This is a genomic window from Rhodococcus sp. OK611, from assembly GCF_003050885.1.
Classification (GTDB): Bacteria; Actinomycetota; Actinomycetes; order Mycobacteriales; family Mycobacteriaceae; genus Rhodococcus_G; species Rhodococcus_G oryzae.
Window position 1 is genome coordinate 158,043 of the sequence record NZ_QAOZ01000008.1, and the last position, 17,834, is coordinate 175,876.

The window sequence follows — 17,834 nt, forward strand, 5'->3', positions numbered from 1 at the left end:
CGGTCAGCCGGCCTCCGTGCCGTCCGGCATGGTGACGCCGGTGAGATCGGCGCCGTCCAGGACGGCACCGGCGAGGTTCGCGCCCGTCAGGTTGGCCTTGCCCAGATAGGTACCGATCAGGGTGGCGCCGGTCAGGTTGACGTCACCGAGGAATGCGCTGGTCATGTACGCGCCGGAGAGATCCGCTCCGGTCAGATCCGCGTGCCCGAGGAAGGTTGACGTCAGAAAGGCCATCGTCAGGTCGACCTCCCGCAGGTCGGCCCGCGTGAGAAAGGCGCCGGTGAAGTTCGCGTCATGGGCGACTGCACCGGCGAGATCGGCCCTCGTCAGGACGGCCCCGACGAACTCGGCGGAGGTCAGATTCGCACCTGCGAGACTGGCATCGGTGAGGTCGGCTCCCGACAGGTCGGCGCCGGTGAGGTCGGCGGCGGCCAGGTTTGCACCGGCGAGATTCGCACCCGCCAGATCGGCGTCGACGAGGCTGATGCTCCCCGAGTCACAAACCGCCCGTTGGGAATTCCAGGCAGCAACATCCGAACAGAGTAATTCGAGCGGATTCGCCTGCGATGTCGATGTCATTGAGCCCCCATCTAGGACGAACCAGGTTGACGGCGTCAACCTAACAGCGGTTTGTTGACGGCGTCAACAAGCTTCTACCCTCAGGAGATGCAGGACAGAACCCGGGACACGCGCCGCACCCTGATCGCCGCGGCCAGCGACCTCTTGGCGCGGGGCGGACCGGCTCACGTCACGCTGCGGGCAGTCGGCGCGGCGGCCGACGTGTCGCGGACGGCGCCGTACCGTCACTTCCAGGACAAGGACGACCTGCTCAGCACTGTGGCCGCCGAGAACCTGACCGCCCTGAAGGCAGAGATGCAGCGCGCAGTCGCGGACACCGCGACGGACTCCACCCCGCTGTTTCGCGCCTGCCTCGCCTACGTCCAAGTCGCCTGGGAATACCCGAACCACTACCGACTCGAGTTCGGAGGCGACTACGCGATCAATCCGAGCCGGGTGCTGGTAGACGCCGCCCAGGACTTCACCGGCTACTTCAACGAACTCGTGGTCGAGGCTCAGCAGAGCAACACCCTCATCGCCGGCGACGTCCGGGAGGTCGGCCCCCTGCTCTGGGTCCTGCTGCACGGACTGGCCATGTCCAACCACCTCGTCGCCGACCACACGTGCGAGCCCGGGACGGGCTATCAAACCGAGGACATGCACCGCGTTCTCGCCCTCGCCCTACGAAACCTGGCCCCGCGCTGAGCTTTAGACAATTCACCCAATAGCCCCTCTACGGGCCTGAGGCACGTAACGTCACCCACCACCTGGTCGATACCCAACCAGGCAGCCTCGCCTCCCGGTTCGAGGCGGTGCCAAGGTCCGGTCATTCTCCGATCGGCAACAAACATGGCCACCATGAGCCGGTCGGAAACCCGGCAGGCGTAGCGTTGAACACCGGAAGCCTGCGAGATGGGAGGCCTGCTCGATGACGACCTCCGTGATGGACAAGCCAGGAAACCTGCCGGCGGAATTGACGAGTTTCATCGGCAGGCGCCACGAGATAGCCGAGGTCAGGCGGCTGCAGTCCGCCTCCCGGTTGGTGACGTTGACCGGCATCGGCGGCGTGGGCAAGACCAGGTTGGCCTTACGGGTCGCCGAGGATTCGCGTCGGGCTTTCGCCGACGGGGTCTGGTGGGTCGAGCTCGGCGAACTGCGCGACTCGGCCTTGTTGGCGGAGACCGTCGCTGCCACACTCGGACTACCGGATCAGCCGGGTCGGTCGATGTCCGACCTGCTGATCGATCACCTCGCCACCAGGCAGACGATGTTGGTCCTGGACAACTGCGAGCATCTGCTCAGCGCCGTCGCGGAGCTGGTGGAAAGCCTGCTGCGAGCATGTCCGGGGCTGCGGATCCTGACGACGAGCCGCGAGGTCCTCGGGGTGGACGGAGAGCGGGTGGTGCGGGTGCCGCCGTTGACGGTTCCTGACGCGGCGCAGACCCCACCGCTCGAGGCGATGGCCCAGTACGAGGCGGTGGCGCTGTTCGTCACACGGGCCAGCGCCCGGCAGCCGGACTTCGCGCTCACCGAGACCAATTGTGCTGCGGTGGCGGGCATCTGCGACAGGCTGGACGGGCTGCCGTTGGCGATCGAGTTGGCGGCAGTGCGGATCCGGGCGATGTCGGCCGGACAGATCATGGACCGCCTGACCGACAGGTATCGCCTCCTGACCGTCGGCTCGCGGGCGGCGCCGACCCGGCTCCAGACGTTGCGGTCGTGTGTGGACTGGAGCTACGAGCTGTGCGGGGCCCGGGAGCAGAAGCTGTGGGCGTGGCTGTCGGTGTTCGTGGGCGGTTTCGAGCTGGATGCGGCCGAGGGGATCTGTCCCGAGGAGCTGGTCGCCGGCGAGTTTCTGGACGCGGTGGCCTCGCTCGTGGACAAGTCCGTCCTGGTTCGTGAGCAGGTCGGGGACGTCGTGCGCCTGGGCATGGTGGAAACGATCCGCGACTATGGCAAGGAGAAGCTGCGCGAATCCGGCGACCTGCATCGGGCTCAGCGGCGGCACCTCTCGTGGTACGAACAACTGGTGCTGAGGGCGGAGTCCGAGTGGATCGGCCCCCGCCAGACCGATTGGATCGCCCGGCTCGATCGCGAACAGCCGAACCTCCGGGAGGCGCTGGCGTTCAGTCTGACCGAGCCGGTCGTCACCACCGATCCGGATGTGAACGCGCGTCTCACCAATGCCATGTTCGTTGCGTTCTGGTTGTGCCGCAGCCAGTTGGCGGAGGCCAGGCGTTGGATGGACCGCTCTCTGACAACCGCCGTCAACGCGCAGACCGAGGAACGCCTGAACTCGCTGTACGACGACACCGTGTTGGCGGGAATGCAGGCAAAACCCGACGAAGCCGCGGCGAGGGCTGCGCAATGCCGAACGCTCGCAGAGCAATTGGGTGACCCCGAGTCGCTCGAGACCGCGAACTACGCGAGCGGCTATATGGCGTTGTTCACCGGCGACCTCGCCGCCGCGGTGGAACCGTTCCAGGCCGCGCTCGCCAGCGCAGGAGTGCGATCCGAGATCGGGCCCCCTCCAAGGCGAGCCGGGTACGAGATCACCCGGCAGCTGGGTGGCCTCCTCGGCCTGGCGGGCGCGAGCGGACTGCTGGGAGACGAGGAAACGGCCGTCGCCTGCCACGAGCAGATCCTTGCGATCACCACCCCGCGAGAGGAATCCTTCTTCCGCGCACACTCCTCGTGGGCTCTCGGACAGACAGCGCTACAGGCGGGCGACTACGACAGGGCAGCCACCCTGACGGCACAGGCGTTGCGGCTGAGCCGGAAAATCAACGACCCGGCCATGACGGGCTGGTGCCTGGAGTCGTTGGCCTGGAACGAGATGCGCGAGGGCAAGGCGACGCGCGCCGCCGTCCTGATGGGTGCCGCGCAGACGCTGGCGAAGGCCGTGGGAAGCGACTCGGTGACCCTCACTTACCTGATCGGCCATCACGACCAATGCGAGCGACTCACCCGCGACGCGCTGGGGACCCGTGCCTACGGCGAGGCCTTTCGCACCGGCACCGAGATGAGTGTGGACGACGCTGTCGCCTACGCACTCGGGGACCGCCAAACCGACAAGCCCCGTGCGGCACCGGTCGCACCGCTGTTGACCCGCCGCGAAACCGAGGTGGCCGACCTCGTGGCAGAAGGACTGACCAACAAGGAGATCGCCGCGACGCTGGTGATCTCGCCCCGCACCGCGCAGGGTCATGTCGAGCACGTCCTTTCCAAGCTCGGGTTCACCTCGCGGACGCAGATCGCGGCCTGGATCGCCGAGAATCAGAAACCTCGACAGCCCTGATCCGAAGCCGGGAAGGCGGAGAGCATCCGGCTCAACGCCGAACTCAAGGCCACCGGCGAGGGCGACATCCTCGTCGACAGCAGCGCCAGCATCATCAAGCCACTCCTCTCGGCGGACCTACTCGACCGGCTGTATCTGATGATCTGCCCCGAGATCGCCGGGAGCGGGCAGCGACTGTTCGACGACGGCCTGCCCAGTTCGAATTGGACGCTCACACATCAGAAGACCGGCGAACTGGGCGAGATCGCGATGGTCTACGACCCTGCGCGCTCATGACCTCTGTGACGATGCAGACAACGCATCCTTCCGAGCGCAACTGCCGCTAGTCTGACGACGCACCTCAAAGGGGACGGGGTGGGGAAGGCGAGCGTGTCGGCGCCATCCCGAAATCGAGGGGAGCGTCTTCATGAAGTCGATCATCGTGTGCACCTCCGTATCTCACGGAAACACGAAGCGGGTTGCGGACGTCATGGGCCAGGTGCTCGATGCCCGCGTTGTCGCCCCTGACCAGGTCGATATTGCGGAACTGGCCGCCTACGACCTCGTGGGATTCGGGTCAGGGATCTACCTGGGGTCCTTCCACGCGCGGCTGCTCGAGTTCGTCGAGTCACTCCCGGAGGGGCAACGACACAAGGCATTTGTCTTCGCCACCAGCGGATTTCCCGATGCACGGCCCCACGCCTTCTCCCGCCCCCTCGTACGCCGTCTCGGACAGAAGGGCTTCGAGGTGATCGACACCTTCTCGTGTCGCGCGTTCGATACCTATCTTCCGTTCAAGCTGGTCGGCGGCATCCGGAAGGGACGACCGAACGCCGCGGACCTGGAGTCGGCCCGCGCCTTTGCCGAAGGGCTGCCGGCTCGGGCAGGCGCCAGGCCCTGACCGGTTCAACTCTGTAACGGCGCCGGCGACAAAACCGACCCACTGGTATGAATTCTTCGAGGATTGCCCGCGCCACCCCGCTCGCCGTGGCCGTCTGCGCCGCGGTGGTCACCATGTCCGCGCCCTCGGCCGCAGCGGAGGTAGTCGACGTCACCGTCGTCCCCGGGCTCAGCGGGGGCCCGACAACGCCGTACGGGGCCGGTTGCACCTACCTGGTCGTGGCCAGGACGGGCACTCTCGCAGAGCCCGGCGTGGGGATCGTCGACCTCAACCGCGCGTCGACCTTCTTCCCGCACGAGCTGATCTGGGACACCGTCGATCCCTACTACGTCCCGCCCGTCGTTTTGGGTCACGCCTTCTCGCTCTGGACACCGACCGCGCCCGGAGAACACACCCTGATGGCCTATCAGACATCGGCGGGCGGACCGATCGAGACGGTCACCGTCAACCCGGGTACGCCGATCGGACCCGGTTGCATCGTCGCGCCGTAACAAAACAGACGCGTTGGCCATGCGATCGGTGCGGATACGGCGCGGCGGACTCGGCCTCGCGCATCGTGTCAGACATGCAATACTGCTGGTCCGTGGCTCGTTCTTCTTAGTGCTCGCCCACGGCGACTGCCGAGATGGTGGGTGTCCGATGACAGAAGGATCAACTGACAGCGGCGCCGAGCAACTGGCGGGCACTCAACGCCTGCTCGCCGTCCTGCTGGCAATGGCGATGTTCGTTCTTGTCGTCGACACGTCCCTGATGAACGTGTCGATCTCGTCCGTGGTTCGAGACCTCGACACGACCGTGAGCGGTGTCCAGGCGGCCATCGCCCTCGAGGCGCTGGTATCGGCGGCATTCATCCTGATCGGCAGCAAGATCGGCGACCTGATCGGACGCAAACGTGCCTACGTGCTCGGCCTCCTCGGCTACGCCATCGGTGCGTCGGCGATGGCCCTCGCGCAGAGCCTGACTGCGGTCGTCATCTTCTGGGCCGTGCTGGGTGGGATCGGCGCGTCACTCCTCCTGCCCGCCATGCAGTCCCTCATCCACGGCAACTTCGAAGGAGGCGCCCAGAAGAAGGTCTACGCCCTCGTCGGGGCGGCGGCCGCGATCGCCGCGGCGGTCGGGCCGCTGCTCGGAGGGTTCATCACCACCTACCTGTCCTGGCGCATCGCGTTCGTGCTCGAGGTCGTCATCATCGCCATCGTGCTGTCCGGCATCACGCTCGTCCGCGATGTCCCGTACACGGAGCCTCGGGGCATCGACACGGTCGGGGCGGCGCTCTCCGTGCTGGGCATGGGCGGCATCGTGCTGGGAATCCTGATGTGGCAGGAGGGCGGCGAAGCAGTGGCCGCGCTCCTGGTGATCGGTGCGACAGCACTGGCCGGACTGGCGTACTGGCTGGTGCGGCGCAAGCGGCGGGGCGAACCAACCCTGCTGGACCCGGATCTGTTCACATCCAAGATCTTCAGGCTGGGGGTCTCCCAGCAAATGCTCCAGCAGATTGCGCTGGGCGGCACGATGATTGCGCTGCCGATCTACCTGCAGATGGTGCTCGAGTACAACGCGATGCAGGCGGGTTTGTCCCTCGCACCCCTCTCCCTCAGCATGTTCGCGGTGGCGGTGCTCGCGGGGAAGAGGGCGGGCGATCGGCGCCCCAGCGGCATCATCCGGTGGGGATTCTTCCTCCTCACGATCGGGATCGTTGCGCTGATCCCGATCGTGCCCCGGGCTGAGTTCGGCTGGGCACTGGTGGTCCCTCTGATCATCGCGGGGTCGGGCTTGGGATTGTTGGTGTCGCAGCTCAACGACTACACGCTCGCCCCGATCTCGGACGAGCGGGTCAGCGAGGCCGCAGGCACCAACTCAGCGGCAGGGTCGTTCGGGCTGTCGTTCGGTCTGGCGTTCGCCGGCGCCACCCTGCTGGCAACGCTGTCCATCGCGTTCACCTCGATGGCGCAATCGAGCACCGTGCTCCCGCCGGCAGACCAGCAGCACGTGGCGCAGGTGCTCGAGGACGACGCGGAGGTCATGAGCAACACCCAACTCGAGGGATTGCTCGTCGACCAGCCCCAGGAGATTCAGGACGAGATCATCCGCATCAACACGGAGGCACGACCCCTCGCCCTTCAGATCGCCTTGCTCGTTCCTATCCTCGCCGGCCTCCTCGGGCTGCTCAACTCGTTCCGCATGATGCGGATACCGGAAGCCCCGTCAACGACCTCCGACTGACCGCAGGAAATGCACCAATCGATCAGTTTCCCCGCAGATGGCCTGGAACGTGTTCTAGGTTCGGGTCATCGCCCTCGACATCGCGGACCGGTTCTGAAAGGAATGAAGATGCAGTTCAACCTCGCGGACGTTTTCGAGACGGTCGCCAGCGCAGTACCCGATCGCATTGCATTGACCTACGAGGGCGAGAACCTCTCCTACGCCCAGCTCGACGCGGAGGCCAACAGGGCCGCCCACCTGCTCGCACAGGCCGGCATCTCCCGGGGCGACCATGTCGCGTTGTTCCTGAAGAACGGCATCGAGCACGTCACATCCATCCTGGGACTGATCAAGATCCGCGCGGTGCCGATCAATGTCAACTACCGGTACACGCCCGCCGAGCTCGAGTACATCTTCACCAACTCCGACTCGGTCGCGGTGGTCATCGAACTCCCCGAGCATCAGCGCACCCTCGCCGCCCTCCTCGAGGCGTGCCCGATGCTCCGGACGGTGTTCGTGGTGGGCGAGGTCGCCGACGAGCTGCTCGCCGCCGCGAATGCGCGTGCAGTGTCCGTGGTCTCCTTCGCCGAGGCCCGCGAGCTGTCGCCCACGGCGGATTTCGACTCCCGCACGGGCGACGACCTGTACCTGCTCTACACGGGAGGGACCACCGGATACCCGAAGGGTGTCATGTGGCGGCACGACGACTTCTTCCGCAAGCCGCTCTCCGGCGGGAATCCATACGGCGAGGGCACCCGGCAAGACCTTGCCGAGATTGCCAGCGCCGCAAAGGAATTCCCCGAATTCTCCTTCCTCATCGCCGCACCCCTGATGCACGGCGCCGCGCTGTACTCATTGTTCACCTTCTTCACCCTCGGTGCTCGCGTGGTCCTCAGGCGGGACTTCGACCCGCAGAAGGTCGTCGAATCGATCGAGAAGGACTCGGTCCAGGTGATCCTCATCGTCGGCGACGGCATGGGGCTACCGTTGGTCGACGAGATGGAACGACGCAAGGGCGAGGTCGACCTCAGCTCCCTGTTCTCGATCACCTCCGGCGGCGCGATCTGGTCCACCAGCGTCCGGGACCGCATGCTGGCGGTCAAGCCGGACCTGCTGTTGCGGGACAACTTCGGCGCCTCGGAGTCCGGGAACGACGGCGCCTTCACCATCGACGAGGCAGGCAATCTGCGAATGCCGCCCTCGCCGAACATGATCCTTGTCGACGAGCGGCTGAACGAGCTTCCCGCGGGCTCCGACGAGATCGGTTACATCGCCCGCATCGGCAACGTCCCCCTCGGCTATTACAAGGACGAGGAGAAGACAGCCCGGACGTTCCCGACTCGCGCCGATGGCACCCGCCTGTCGGTGCTCGGCGACATGGGCAGGGCGGAAGCGGACGGCACCATCGTCTTCCTCGGCCGCGGCTCGCAGTGCATCAACACCGGCGGCGAGAAGGTCTTCGCCGAGGAGGTCGAGGCCGCCCTGCACGCGCACCCGTCGATCTCCGACGCTCTCGTCGTGCCCGCGCCCGACGAACGGATGGGCCAACAGGTCGCCGCGGTCATCGCGACCTATCCCGGATCGCCCGAACTGACCCTCGACGAGGTTCAGGAGCACTGCCGCAAGACGTTGGCCGGCTACAAGATCCCGCGTTCGATCGTGCTGGTGGACGAGGTCAAGCGAACCCCGGCCGGCAAGGCGGACTATCGCTGGGCGACGACGATGGCGTCCGCCTAGTCGCACACGATCCGATCCACGCCCGGCACCCCGACGCCCGGGCGTGGATCGGGTCGCCGTGACCGTCCGACGTGTGCGGCCGCTCAGCGAATCCCGCCGGTCGCACGCAGAACCCTCAGCAGCTGTGTCGCATACTCCGGATCGAACCGGTACCCGCCGTCCGCGGCGACGAGGTTCCCGCGTTCGACCTTCGCGTCCCACCAGTCCCGCAGGAACCCTTCCGCGTACCCGCCCGTGCAGAAACCGTACGGGTCGGCCACGAACGACGTGGTGACCATGAGGGTGTAGCAGGGCCGCTCATAGTCGTCCTGCCCCTCGGCTCGGTTCACGAAGTCCTCGAACGATGACGCGGTGGCCAGGTGCGAGTACAGCCAGAACATGACGTCGTACATCAGCCACGAGTCGCCGTCCGCGTGGAGCGCGTAGAACCCCTTCTCCGTCACGATCCGCTCCGCGAGGCCGCGGACCAGTGCCTCGCCGTCCGGCAGGCCCGCTGCCTCCAGGGCGCGGCGGACGATCGGCGACAGCGTGCCGCGCCGCACCACCGCGAGATCCGCCTGCAGCGTCTCCTCGCTGTCGTCGAACTCGTCCTCGCGCACCAGGCCCCGGACGAAGGTCGCGAAGTCGGGCGCGACCGCGGTGATGCGGTAGTCGCCCTCCTGGTCGACGTGCACGACCCGAGGCTCGCCGCGCGGGCCGCACGCGCGGTAGTCGAGCATGATCTGCTCGTGCCCGGCGCTCGGGGTGTCGGCGATGCCGACGCCGATGTTCGGGTAACCCCACTCGTCCCGCATGAACGTCGAGCCGAGCTCCCCGCACAGCGACCAGGTGGCGGTACGGCCGATCGCATACAGGCCGCTGATCTGGATGTGGTCCTCGGCCCAGCTCGTCGATTCGTCCATCGGGTGACACGGCCGCTCGACCATGCCGCCGTTGTGCATCCGCATCAGTCCCACGAAGGAGTCCGGGAGCCGGTACCCGCCCAGCTCCTCCTCGATCGACGCGATCAGCTCATCGGTCGGCGAGGGCTCGGCGTAGTTCTCCCGCGAATAGTCGCTGTCGTCCCAGAAGCCCTCGAAGTCGACGCCGCCGAAGTGGCCCGTGGTGCGCACGCTCACTGCCCTGTCCTTTCATCCGGATGCGACGATCGAACCATGAAGCACCCACCACCGGTCTTCGGCGGATTCGCTGACCTGGATTCGGCCGAGCCGGTTCTCGTTGCGGCACACCTCTTTGTGCGGACCTTCGGCGCGAAGCACACCTACGCGGCAGGCGCGAGACTGAAGTGGCACCCGATCATCACAGAGCTGGCGCGCCTCGGCGGATGCGAGTCCGAATTCAGACTCTTCGGCGGCGGCGAGAGATCCGACGCGATCGGTGCCATCGCCACGGAGTGCGTCGTGCTGTGGGAGACCGCTTTGCTCGCGGCGCGCCGAAACGAGGACGTTCTGCTGCTCCGAGCGGGGGTCACGGCACTCTCCTCCCCCGACCCGGTTCGGACCGTGCGGCAGAGGGTCACGACGGTGTGGTCTCCACCGGGCTGACCGGGTGTAACCCAATTTCACAGTTACAGCCTGACAACTGACGTCAATGCGTAACACTCCCCCAGGGCTTCTGATGGTCTCGGGGGAGAGGGTTTGCTGATGACCGAGCACGCCAAGATGGCGCTCGAACTGCTGCGCGACAGCAGCCAATTCAAGTGGTATGTGATTCCGCTGCTACTCCTGGTCATCTACGTGTACGCCACGGAAGTGGAGCGCCGGAACTGGAACGTCTTCTTCGCCGGGCTCGCACTGTGGGGCATGGACCTGTTCAACGAGATCTGGAACTCGCTGGTCTTCCACGCCACGGGCCGCGCACCGGTATGGGCCGCGACCGGACCGACGGCCTACCAGCTGCTCATCGGCCTGAACATCGAGATCTGCTTCATGTTCGCCATCATGGGCGTCGCGGCGGCGAAGATGCTACCGCCCAAGGAGACCCGAATCTTCGGCCTGCCCAACCGGCCGATCCTCATCGCGATCAACTCCGCCGCCGCCGTGGGCGTCGAGGTGGTGCTGAACAAGATGGGCGTGCTGACCTGGGACTGGTCCTGGTGGCAGCCGGGCTTCCCCTATCTCATCTGGCTGATCGGCTACGTGCCGTTCTTCGCCGTCTGCTTCTGGGTCCACGACATGGCGACCGTGCGTGCGAAGGCCATCACGGTCGGCACGATCTTCGGCATCGATGCCCTCGCCCTCATCATCTTCGGAACGCTGGGCTGGGTGTGATGAAGCGACTTGCCACGCGAGGCGCCCTCGTCGCGGTTTGCCGGAATCGCGTTCGCGGGTCTCACGGTGCAGCCCGGCGCGGTGGCGCACCCTTCCCCCTGGCACGCTCGACTGGACCTGGTCGGTTCTCTCCGCGAACGAAGACCATGTCTGGCGCGACGCCGTGGGCAACAACCACCCCGTGGGCCTGGCCAAGGTCTCCCACGTCTTCGCACTCACCGACGGCGGTACCCGCATTCGCTACGTGGACCCCTGGCTCCCGGTCGACCACAGCTACGAAGTCGGCATGCCCGCCGGAGGCCGCTTCCGCGCGGTCGCCCTCTCCACCAGCGGCTCCACCTCGCTGGTCGTGAATCGCCATGGGGACCTGTACACCCGACTCTATGACTTCGACATCTCCGGCGCGGACAAGGTCTTCTTCCGCTACTCCTACGACGACCAGCCGGGCCTGCGGGAAGCCGCGGACATGCTCAGCGAGCGCATCGATGTCGGCACCGCCGCCATTGCGCTCCCCGCGTCCGACTGGCTGCGTCAACCAAAGGTCCCCGGCGAGATCACCGACCGCATCTCGATACACAAGACAGGCATCGGCTCCGACGCCCACGAACTCCGCGTCGAGGGCGCCAACGACGGCCGAACCGGTTATTGGACAAAGCAGCTCACCGCGGACGAGTGGAGCTTCGTCGCCACCGACCAGCCCCTGACCGGGGAGCGTCTGGCCAATACCGCCGACGACCGCAGCGTCGACCCGTCCGTACCGGCCTCGCCGTACAACTACGCGGGCCGCTCCCCCGCGGGTTGGACCGCCGCCGTCGAATCCTTCGACATCGCGAGCCCCCCACACCGCTGCACGTGGACTTCGGCAACGGCGTCGGACTCGACCTGATCCTCCACACCGTCGACGCCCTCCGGCAGACACCGCAACCGGCAGGCCTCACCGGGCAGGCCCGTCACTTCGACGGCACGATCGAGGTGCCGGCGAGTGTCTCGAATTCCGGCGCCGCCCAGCCCGGTCCGATCCGCGACTTCCTCGCCGGCGCACTGGGCGGTCGGCGTTTCACCGATTTCGGTGTCGACGTCACCGATCGCGACTTCCGCATCGACGGGCTCGGCGTCACGCTCGCGCGCACGCCCTAGGAACCGGGTACGCGATTGGGGTGCGGCCATCGCCGGACCGGACGACCGCAAGCGCAACCGCCTCCGACGAGGCGGCCGCGACGGCCGTCCGGTCCGATCAGCCGATCGGTCAGATCACTCCGCCACCGAACAGCACGCTCACGAGTCCGCCGACGACGAACGTCACGACGTAGAGCGGCCCCCGGATCGGGTCTCCTGCATTGGCTCCCTCACGAAGCCACTCCATGATTTCAAGCGAACCCATGTCCCCACTCCTCATTTCGCGCTGACAGGTACTCCGCGTCGGTAACGCCTCCCCGCCCGCGAGCATTCCCTGCGCGCGGCCGCGGGCCGATCTCGACCGGTGGACCCGACGATCAACCCGAACGCTATAGGGTGCAATCATCTAACTGATTGGCGCATGCCCGAAGCGACCGAGGAAACGAGGAACCCGCAATGTCCGAGGCCTACATCGTCGATGCAGTTCGCACCGCAGTCGGCAGAAAGAACGGCGCGCTGTCCGCCGCCCACCCGATCGACCTGGGCGCGACCGTGATCCGATCGCTCACGGACCGGAACCCCATGGATCCCGCGGCCATCGACGACGTGATGTTCGGCTGCGTCGACACCATCGGTGGCCAGGCAGGAAACATCGCACGCACGTCGGCACTGGCCGCCGGCCTGCCCGAGGGCGTCCCGGGCGTGACGGTCGATCGCCAATGCGGATCCAGTCAGCAGGCACTGCATTTCGCCGCCCAGGCGGTGCTGAGCGGGACGGCGGACCTGATCGTTGCGGGCGGCGTGCAGAGCATGAGCCGGATCCCGATCTCCGCAGCCATGACGGCGGGCCGGGAATACGGATTCGACGATCCCTACTCGGGCTCCCGAGACTGGCACCGCCGCTACGGCAACACGGAGATCTCCCAGTTCCGGGCCGCCGAGCTGATCGCCGAGAAGTGGGGCATCAGCCGCCTACAGATGGAGCAGTGGGCGTTGCGCAGCCACCAGCGCGCACGGGATGCGATCGCGGGCGGACGATTCGACGACGAGATCGTCCCGGTCGGCTCGTTCGAGGTGGACGAGTGCCCCCGCGACACGAGCCTGGCGAAGATGGCAGCGCTGCCACCGCTCCGAGAGGGCGGGCGCCTGACCGCGGCTCTGGCCAGCCAGATTTCGGACGGCGCCAGCGCCGTGCTCGTCGCGTCCGCGGCCGCGCTCAAGACACACAACCTGGTACCGCGCGCAAGAATCCACCACCTGAGCGCTCGCGGCGCCGACCCGATCTACATGCTCACCGCTCCGATCCCGGCCACCGAGTACGCGCTCGGGAAGACGGGCATGAGCATGGACGACTTCGACGTGATCGAGATCAACGAGGCATTCGCCTCGGTCGTCCTTGCCTGGCTCGCCGAGACCGGCGCAGACGCGGAGCGCGTCAACGTCAATGGCGGCGGCATCGCGCTCGGGCATCCTCTCGGCGCCACCGGCACCAAGCTTTTCGGGACGCTTCTGAACGAACTCGAGCGAGCGGGTGGACGATACGGACTTCAGACCATGTGCGAGGGCGGCGGCACCGCGAACGTCCTCATCATCGAACGTCTCAGTTGAATCGGCTGGTGCAACCGTCGTCGTCCATGCCGGCGTCCGAACAGCAGGAATTGCCGAATTCGGTTGCGCGAGTATGGTCCAGATTGCACGATTTGTAACAAACCGTATGCCACCTTCGGTATGAAGGTGCGGCCGAAATGTCTCGGTTCTCGCATTGTCGGATCAAGGGGAGTGATCATGAGCAATAAGTTGGTGCGGCGTGGGTGCGCTGCGACCCTCACTGCTGTCGGGCTCGGCATCGCGGTGGTGACCAGTGGAGGCGTCGCGAACGCTCAGCCCGCGCCGCCGACGTCGACGACCATGACGTGCGGGAGCCTGAACCCGCTCTTCTGGGCACCGTCGTTCACGTGGACCGTCCATGCCGCATCGGGAGCGTCGCTCCGTCCGGGCGCAGACGCGCTGGAGCCGGCAATTCTGCTGAGCGGCGGGAACGAACTGCCCGCGCCGCCCCCCGGTCTGCTGCCGAGCTTCGGAGTCAACTGGTACGGCACGCGGGTGCTGGTCGACTGGACCAACAAGACGACGGGGGCCTCCGGCCACAGCGTCAGCGACGAGACGGCCCTGCAGCAGAAGCCCGGGATCCCGATCAACCGAACCTGGACGGGAACCGGAGCGGTGGACTTCACCGTCACCGTCGAGACCGGTGGGGGCTGGCGGTTCATCAATACGCAGAAGGCCGTCTGCAAGGGCACGATCTCGGTAGTGCCGGCGTAGTCACTCGGGACCGTCCGGTTGTCGGCAGCCGCCAACCGGACGGCACCACCGGCGCTCACCCGAGCGTGAGGTGATGACCCATCAGAACGCTGAGCTGGGCGCGTGCATCGACGAAGGGCTGGCTCGACTCGAGCGCGCGGCTCTGCACGATGGCGCCCTCGATCACCGACAGCAGCAGCCCCGCCATCGAGCGCGCGGCCGCTTCCTCGATTCCGGCCGCGACCATGCCGTCCGCGAGCCGGGAGGTCCAATCGGTAAACGCCTGACCCGCGGCGGCCTGCACCGCCGGGTTCTGCTCGTCCAACGCGGCCGCCATCATGAACGAACCCAGCCGGTACTCGCTGGACTCGAGCGGCTCGCGCCAGAATGCGAACAGCTCGTCCAGCCACTGCTCCACCGACGGCGCGCTCGCCAGCTTCTCCGCCATGACGCTCACATGCGAATGCACCACTCTCGACACGATCCGTGTCGCCGTCTCCACGAGCTGGCCCTTGCCGGCCGGGAAGTGCTGATACAGCGAATTACGCGACGCATTGCTGCGTTTGAGCAGCTCGGTCAGCCCGGCCGCATTCACCCCGAGCTCCTGCACCGTGGCGATGGTGCTCGAGAGGAGTCGGGCTCGCGGTCGTGCCGTGGTCATGCAAATCCTCCCGCGCTTGTGTGAACCGATCGGTTCATGTTAGATGATCTCAACTATATGGACCGATCGGTTCACATGGAGAGGATGCTGTGCCCGCCCCCATCGCCACCGCCAATCCCGTCACGCACACGGCCCTGCTGGGCCTCGGCGCGTACCGACCCCGACGCGTCGTCCCCAACGCCGAGATCGTGGATGCCATCAACTCCAGCGACGAATGGATCCAGACCCGCTCCGGCATCAAGTCCCGAGGCTGGGCCGACTCCGAGGAGACCATCGTCTCGATGAGCGTCGCGGCATCCCGCGACGCGCTCGCCGCCGCGGGTATCGAGGCCGGGCAGATCGACGCCGTGGTGCTGGCGACGTCGTCACAGATGGTGCTGGGACCGTCGGCAGGCGCTGTGGTGGCCACGGAGCTCGGCATGCACGACACCGCGGCCTACGACATCTCCGCCGGGTGCGCGGGCTTCTGCTACGCGCTCGGCAACGCCGCGAGCCTCGTCCGCGCCGGGCAGGCCCGCCACGTCCTGGTGATCGGCGTGGAACGGCTGTCCGACCTGCTCGATCCGACCGACCGGACCTGCGCGTTCATCTTCGCCGACGGCGCGGGCGCGGTCGTCGTCGGTCCAGCCGACGCAGAGGGAATCGGTCCGGTCGCCTGGGGTTCGGACGGAACCCAGACCGAAGCGATCAAACAGGACAAGGACTTCAAGCAGTACTTCGCCGAGGTCGCGGCCGCAGAAGCCAGCGGCGGCACCACGGAGCGGCCCTACATCCGGATGAACGGCTCGGCGGTGTTCCGGTGGGCGGTGACCTTCCTGGAGAAGGCATGCCGCGACGCCCTGGAGAAGTCCGGGATCACGGCGGGCGACCTGGACGCCTTCGTGCCGCACCAGGCCAACAGCCGCATCACCGACGCGCTGATCCGGACCCTGGGACTGCCCGAGACCGTCGCGGTCGCCCGCGACATCGTCGAGACCGGCAACACCAGCGCGGCATCGATCCCGATGGCAATGGAACAGCTGCTCCGTTCCGGCGGCGCCAAGCCCGGCGACACCGCGTTGCTGCTCGGCTTCGGCGCCGGACTGGCCTACGCCGGCCAGGTCGTCCGGCTGCCCGCGATCGTCTGAGTCACCGGGCCCTGGCGGGGCCGCGTCAGCGCGGTACCCGCCAGGTCAGCGTGGCGTCCGGATCAAATTCCCTTCCGCCTCGTACGCCAGACATGGAGTACACGGGCGGAAACCAACCAAAGAGATCAGAGGTCTGATCTCTTTGGTAGCCTGATGGTGCCACCGAAAGGACACCTGTGAACTCGCAGCTGAGAAGCGGCCCGCTCGTTCCACAGCTGGAACGCCTACTGCGCGAACGTATTTCTAGCGGCCACTGGGCAGCGGGGCAACGACTGCCCCGCGAGTCGGACCTGGCCACCGAGCTGGGGGTAGGCCGATCGTCGATAAGGGAAGCCGTCCGACTGTTAGCGCAGGACGGCCAGCTGATTGTGCGTCACGGCGTCGGCACGTTCGTCACCGAGTCCGGCGCCACACCGAGCGCCTCCGATCTCCCCCGCCTGCTTCGCCGCGCCCGCCTGCTCGAGGTGTTCGAAGTCAGGCGCGCATTGGAAGTCGAGGCTGCCCGACTCGCCGCTGCGCGCGCCCGATCACACGACCTCAGCGCCATCCGATCGGGACTCGCTGCCCGGCACTCCCTGCTGGGGAACGACATCGAGGACTTCGTCGATGCTGATCTCGATTTCCACGCCTCGATCGTGACACTGTCGGGCAACGCCGTCCTGGCGTCGCTGTTTGCCTCGGTCCGCCCCTTGCTCCGCGACGCGCTCATCGAACTCGAGAAGGACGAGCCCGACCATCCGGACACCTCGAGCGCGCACGACGACCTCCTGGCCGCCATCGAAGCGCAGGACGGAGCCGCAGCCATGGCGGCAGTCGCCGCAAACATCGACTCGGTGATCACGGCACTGCAGATAGAGGACAACGCATGACTTCGCCAATCGTCTCCACCGAGGCCGTCACGGTCGTTCGTGACGGGCGGGCCCTCATCTCGGATATCTCGGCAACAATCGAGCCCGGCCAGCACTGGGTCTTGCTCGGGTCCAACGGGGCGGGAAAGAGCACCCTACTCAGCCTGCTCGGCGCCCAAACCCATCCGACGACCGGCGTCGTCCGGGTTCTTGGGCATCGGCTCGGTCGGGTGGACATGCGCAGCCTTCGTGCCGCGATCGGGCATGTGAATCCGCGCCATCCTCTCCAGTACCCCCTCACAGTTCGCGAGGTCGTCCTCACCGGACTCACCAACACCACGGAACTGGTCCAACGCTGGGCACCAACCCCCCAACAACTCGACAGGGCCGACGGTTTGATCGCAACGTTCGGGGTAGCCGATCGTTCCGGTGCCCGATGGCCGAACCTCTCCCAGGGTGAACGGGGACGAGTGCTGATCGCCAGAGCCCTGATGCCGGAGCCACAACTCCTCCTTCTAGATGAGCCATCCACCGGTCTCGACCTCGCTGCCCGAGAACAACTACTGACGGCCCTCGACCAGGTTCGGCGCGAAAATCCCAGGCTTGCAAGCGTGCTCGTCACCCATCACATCGAGGAGATCCCGGCATCCACCACCCATGGGATCCTTATTCGTCGGGGCCAGGTCCTCGCACAGGGATCAATCGGGGAGGTCCTCACCAGCGACTTGATCACTGAGTGTTTCGAACACGGCATCGAGATCAGCGCGCATCATGGTCGTTGGGCCGCCCGAGCGTTGGCGTCCGTCTGACGGACACGGCCGGGTGGCCCGGACGCC

General features: G+C 66.7%; 20 protein-coding genes. 16 read left to right on the top strand and 4 right to left on the bottom strand.

The genetic code is table 11. The features are described from left to right. Positions 1-3 precede the first annotated feature (3 nt). Complete coding sequence (locus tag C8K38_RS12110) at positions 4-618, bottom strand: pentapeptide repeat-containing protein (RefSeq protein WP_245221128.1); 615 nt, start codon at positions 616-618, stop codon at positions 4-6. Between the two features lie 48 nt (positions 619-666). On the opposite strand from C8K38_RS12110, the gene C8K38_RS12115 reads away from it, so the two are divergent. The 7 genes from C8K38_RS12115 to C8K38_RS12145 all read left to right on the top strand — a co-directional run bounded on the left by C8K38_RS12115 (position 667) and on the right by C8K38_RS12145 (position 8,675). Then, on the top strand, positions 667-1,263 hold the full coding sequence (locus C8K38_RS12115) for a TetR/AcrR family transcriptional regulator (RefSeq protein WP_097211702.1): 597 nt from the start codon (positions 667-669) through the stop codon (positions 1,261-1,263). Between the two features lie 223 nt (positions 1,264-1,486). Next, a complete protein-coding gene (locus C8K38_RS12120) occupies positions 1,487-3,856 on the top strand; it encodes an ATP-binding protein (RefSeq protein ID WP_097211703.1) in 2,370 nt (789 codons plus the stop codon). A 24-nt stretch (positions 3,857-3,880) separates the two neighbouring features. Next, complete coding sequence (locus C8K38_RS12125) at positions 3,881-4,132, top strand: dihydrofolate reductase family protein (RefSeq protein ID WP_209929218.1); 252 nt, start codon at positions 3,881-3,883, stop codon at positions 4,130-4,132. Positions 4,133-4,262: 130 nt separating this feature from the next. Next, entirely contained in the window at positions 4,263-4,736 is a 474-nt protein-coding gene (locus C8K38_RS12130; RefSeq protein WP_097211704.1) for a flavodoxin family protein, read from the top strand. A 47-nt stretch (positions 4,737-4,783) separates the two neighbouring features. Next, the gene (locus C8K38_RS12135; RefSeq protein WP_097211705.1) at positions 4,784-5,227 is read left to right on the top strand and encodes a hypothetical protein; all 444 of its coding nucleotides are present in this window, start codon (positions 4,784-4,786) and stop codon (positions 5,225-5,227) included. 148 nt (positions 5,228-5,375) lie between these two features. Next, on the top strand, positions 5,376-6,959 hold the full coding sequence (locus C8K38_RS12140; RefSeq protein WP_097211706.1) for an MFS transporter: 1,584 nt from the start codon (positions 5,376-5,378) through the stop codon (positions 6,957-6,959). A 108-nt stretch (positions 6,960-7,067) separates the two neighbouring features. Then, positions 7,068-8,675 (top strand): AMP-binding protein, encoded by a 1,608-nt coding sequence (locus C8K38_RS12145; RefSeq protein WP_097211808.1) that lies wholly within the window; start codon positions 7,068-7,070, stop codon positions 8,673-8,675. Between the two features lie 83 nt (positions 8,676-8,758). Here C8K38_RS12145 and C8K38_RS12150 read toward each other — a convergent pair whose 3' ends face one another. Next, a complete protein-coding gene (locus C8K38_RS12150) occupies positions 8,759-9,793 on the bottom strand; it encodes an SMI1/KNR4 family protein (protein WP_097211707.1) in 1,035 nt (344 codons plus the stop codon). 36 nt (positions 9,794-9,829) lie between these two features. Between C8K38_RS12150 and C8K38_RS12155 the strand changes: the two genes are divergently transcribed. The 4 genes from C8K38_RS12155 to C8K38_RS12170 all read left to right on the top strand — a co-directional run bounded on the left by C8K38_RS12155 (position 9,830) and on the right by C8K38_RS12170 (position 12,082). Continuing rightward, positions 9,830-10,219, top strand: coding sequence for a hypothetical protein (locus C8K38_RS12155; RefSeq protein WP_097211708.1), 390 nt, complete (start codon positions 9,830-9,832; stop codon positions 10,217-10,219). 99 nt (positions 10,220-10,318) lie between these two features. Next, a complete protein-coding gene (locus tag C8K38_RS12160) occupies positions 10,319-10,945 on the top strand; it encodes a hypothetical protein (RefSeq protein WP_218840971.1) in 627 nt (208 codons plus the stop codon). Between the two features lie 163 nt (positions 10,946-11,108). Beyond that, positions 11,109-11,831, top strand: coding sequence for a hypothetical protein (locus C8K38_RS12165; RefSeq protein ID WP_097211709.1), 723 nt, complete (start codon positions 11,109-11,111; stop codon positions 11,829-11,831). Beyond that, entirely contained in the window at positions 11,798-12,082 is a 285-nt protein-coding gene (locus tag C8K38_RS12170) for a hypothetical protein (protein WP_097211710.1), read from the top strand. Before C8K38_RS12165 ends, C8K38_RS12170 begins: the two co-directional genes overlap by 34 nt. Positions 12,083-12,191: 109 nt before the next feature. Here C8K38_RS12170 and C8K38_RS27630 read toward each other — a convergent pair whose 3' ends face one another. Continuing rightward, positions 12,192-12,326, bottom strand: a complete 135-nt coding sequence (locus C8K38_RS27630; protein ID WP_257017466.1) for a hypothetical protein — start codon at positions 12,324-12,326, stop codon at positions 12,192-12,194. Between the two features lie 191 nt (positions 12,327-12,517). On the opposite strand from C8K38_RS27630, the gene C8K38_RS12180 reads away from it, so the two are divergent. Both C8K38_RS12180 and C8K38_RS12185 read left to right on the top strand, forming a co-directional pair. Beyond that, the gene (locus C8K38_RS12180; RefSeq protein ID WP_097211711.1) at positions 12,518-13,669 is read left to right on the top strand and encodes an acetyl-CoA C-acetyltransferase; all 1,152 of its coding nucleotides are present in this window, start codon (positions 12,518-12,520) and stop codon (positions 13,667-13,669) included. A 177-nt stretch (positions 13,670-13,846) separates the two neighbouring features. Beyond that, positions 13,847-14,383 (top strand): hypothetical protein, encoded by a 537-nt coding sequence (locus C8K38_RS12185; protein ID WP_097211810.1) that lies wholly within the window; start codon positions 13,847-13,849, stop codon positions 14,381-14,383. Between the two features lie 55 nt (positions 14,384-14,438). Here C8K38_RS12185 and C8K38_RS12190 read toward each other — a convergent pair whose 3' ends face one another. Next, complete coding sequence (locus C8K38_RS12190; protein ID WP_097211712.1) at positions 14,439-15,023, bottom strand: TetR/AcrR family transcriptional regulator; 585 nt, start codon at positions 15,021-15,023, stop codon at positions 14,439-14,441. A gap of 89 nt (positions 15,024-15,112) precedes the next feature. Here C8K38_RS12190 and C8K38_RS12195 point away from each other — a divergent pair, with 89 nt between their 5' ends. The 3 genes from C8K38_RS12195 to C8K38_RS12205 all read left to right on the top strand — a co-directional run bounded on the left by C8K38_RS12195 (position 15,113) and on the right by C8K38_RS12205 (position 17,807). Beyond that, a complete protein-coding gene (locus C8K38_RS12195) occupies positions 15,113-16,150 on the top strand; it encodes a beta-ketoacyl-ACP synthase III (RefSeq protein WP_097211713.1) in 1,038 nt (345 codons plus the stop codon). 176 nt (positions 16,151-16,326) lie between these two features. Further along, positions 16,327-17,019: a FadR/GntR family transcriptional regulator gene (locus C8K38_RS12200; RefSeq protein ID WP_097211714.1), complete on the top strand. Its 693-nt coding sequence runs from the start codon at positions 16,327-16,329 to the stop codon at positions 17,017-17,019. Then, on the top strand, positions 17,016-17,807 hold the full coding sequence (locus tag C8K38_RS12205; protein WP_097211715.1) for an ABC transporter ATP-binding protein: 792 nt from the start codon (positions 17,016-17,018) through the stop codon (positions 17,805-17,807). Before C8K38_RS12200 ends, C8K38_RS12205 begins: the two co-directional genes overlap by 4 nt. Positions 17,808-17,834: the final 27 nt, after the last annotated feature.

What these genes read in the sequence shown, in the direction of transcription:
- C8K38_RS12135 (WP_097211705.1), top strand. Translation starts at nt 4,784, where the DNA reads ATGAATTCTTCGAGGATTGCCCGCGCCACCCCGCTCGCCGTGGCCGTC.
- C8K38_RS12205 (WP_097211715.1), top strand. Translation starts at nt 17,016, where the DNA reads ATGACTTCGCCAATCGTCTCCACCGAGGCCGTCACGGTCGTTCGTGAC.
- C8K38_RS12155 (WP_097211708.1), top strand. Translation starts at nt 9,830, where the DNA reads ATGAAGCACCCACCACCGGTCTTCGGCGGATTCGCTGACCTGGATTCG.
- C8K38_RS12190 (WP_097211712.1), bottom strand. Translation starts at nt 15,023, where the DNA reads ATGACCACGGCACGACCGCGAGCCCGACTCCTCTCGAGCACCATCGCC.
- C8K38_RS12180 (WP_097211711.1), top strand. Translation starts at nt 12,518, where the DNA reads ATGTCCGAGGCCTACATCGTCGATGCAGTTCGCACCGCAGTCGGCAGA.
- C8K38_RS12130 (WP_097211704.1), top strand. Translation starts at nt 4,263, where the DNA reads ATGAAGTCGATCATCGTGTGCACCTCCGTATCTCACGGAAACACGAAG.
- C8K38_RS12140 (WP_097211706.1), top strand. Translation starts at nt 5,376, where the DNA reads ATGACAGAAGGATCAACTGACAGCGGCGCCGAGCAACTGGCGGGCACT.
- C8K38_RS12145 (WP_097211808.1), top strand. Translation starts at nt 7,068, where the DNA reads ATGCAGTTCAACCTCGCGGACGTTTTCGAGACGGTCGCCAGCGCAGTA.
- C8K38_RS12120 (WP_097211703.1), top strand. Translation starts at nt 1,487, where the DNA reads ATGACGACCTCCGTGATGGACAAGCCAGGAAACCTGCCGGCGGAATTG.
- C8K38_RS12115 (WP_097211702.1), top strand. Translation starts at nt 667, where the DNA reads ATGCAGGACAGAACCCGGGACACGCGCCGCACCCTGATCGCCGCGGCC.
- C8K38_RS12185 (WP_097211810.1), top strand. Translation starts at nt 13,847, where the DNA reads ATGAGCAATAAGTTGGTGCGGCGTGGGTGCGCTGCGACCCTCACTGCT.
- C8K38_RS27630 (WP_257017466.1), bottom strand. Translation starts at nt 12,326, where the DNA reads ATGGGTTCGCTTGAAATCATGGAGTGGCTTCGTGAGGGAGCCAATGCA.
- C8K38_RS12160 (WP_218840971.1), top strand. Translation starts at nt 10,319, where the DNA reads ATGACCGAGCACGCCAAGATGGCGCTCGAACTGCTGCGCGACAGCAGC.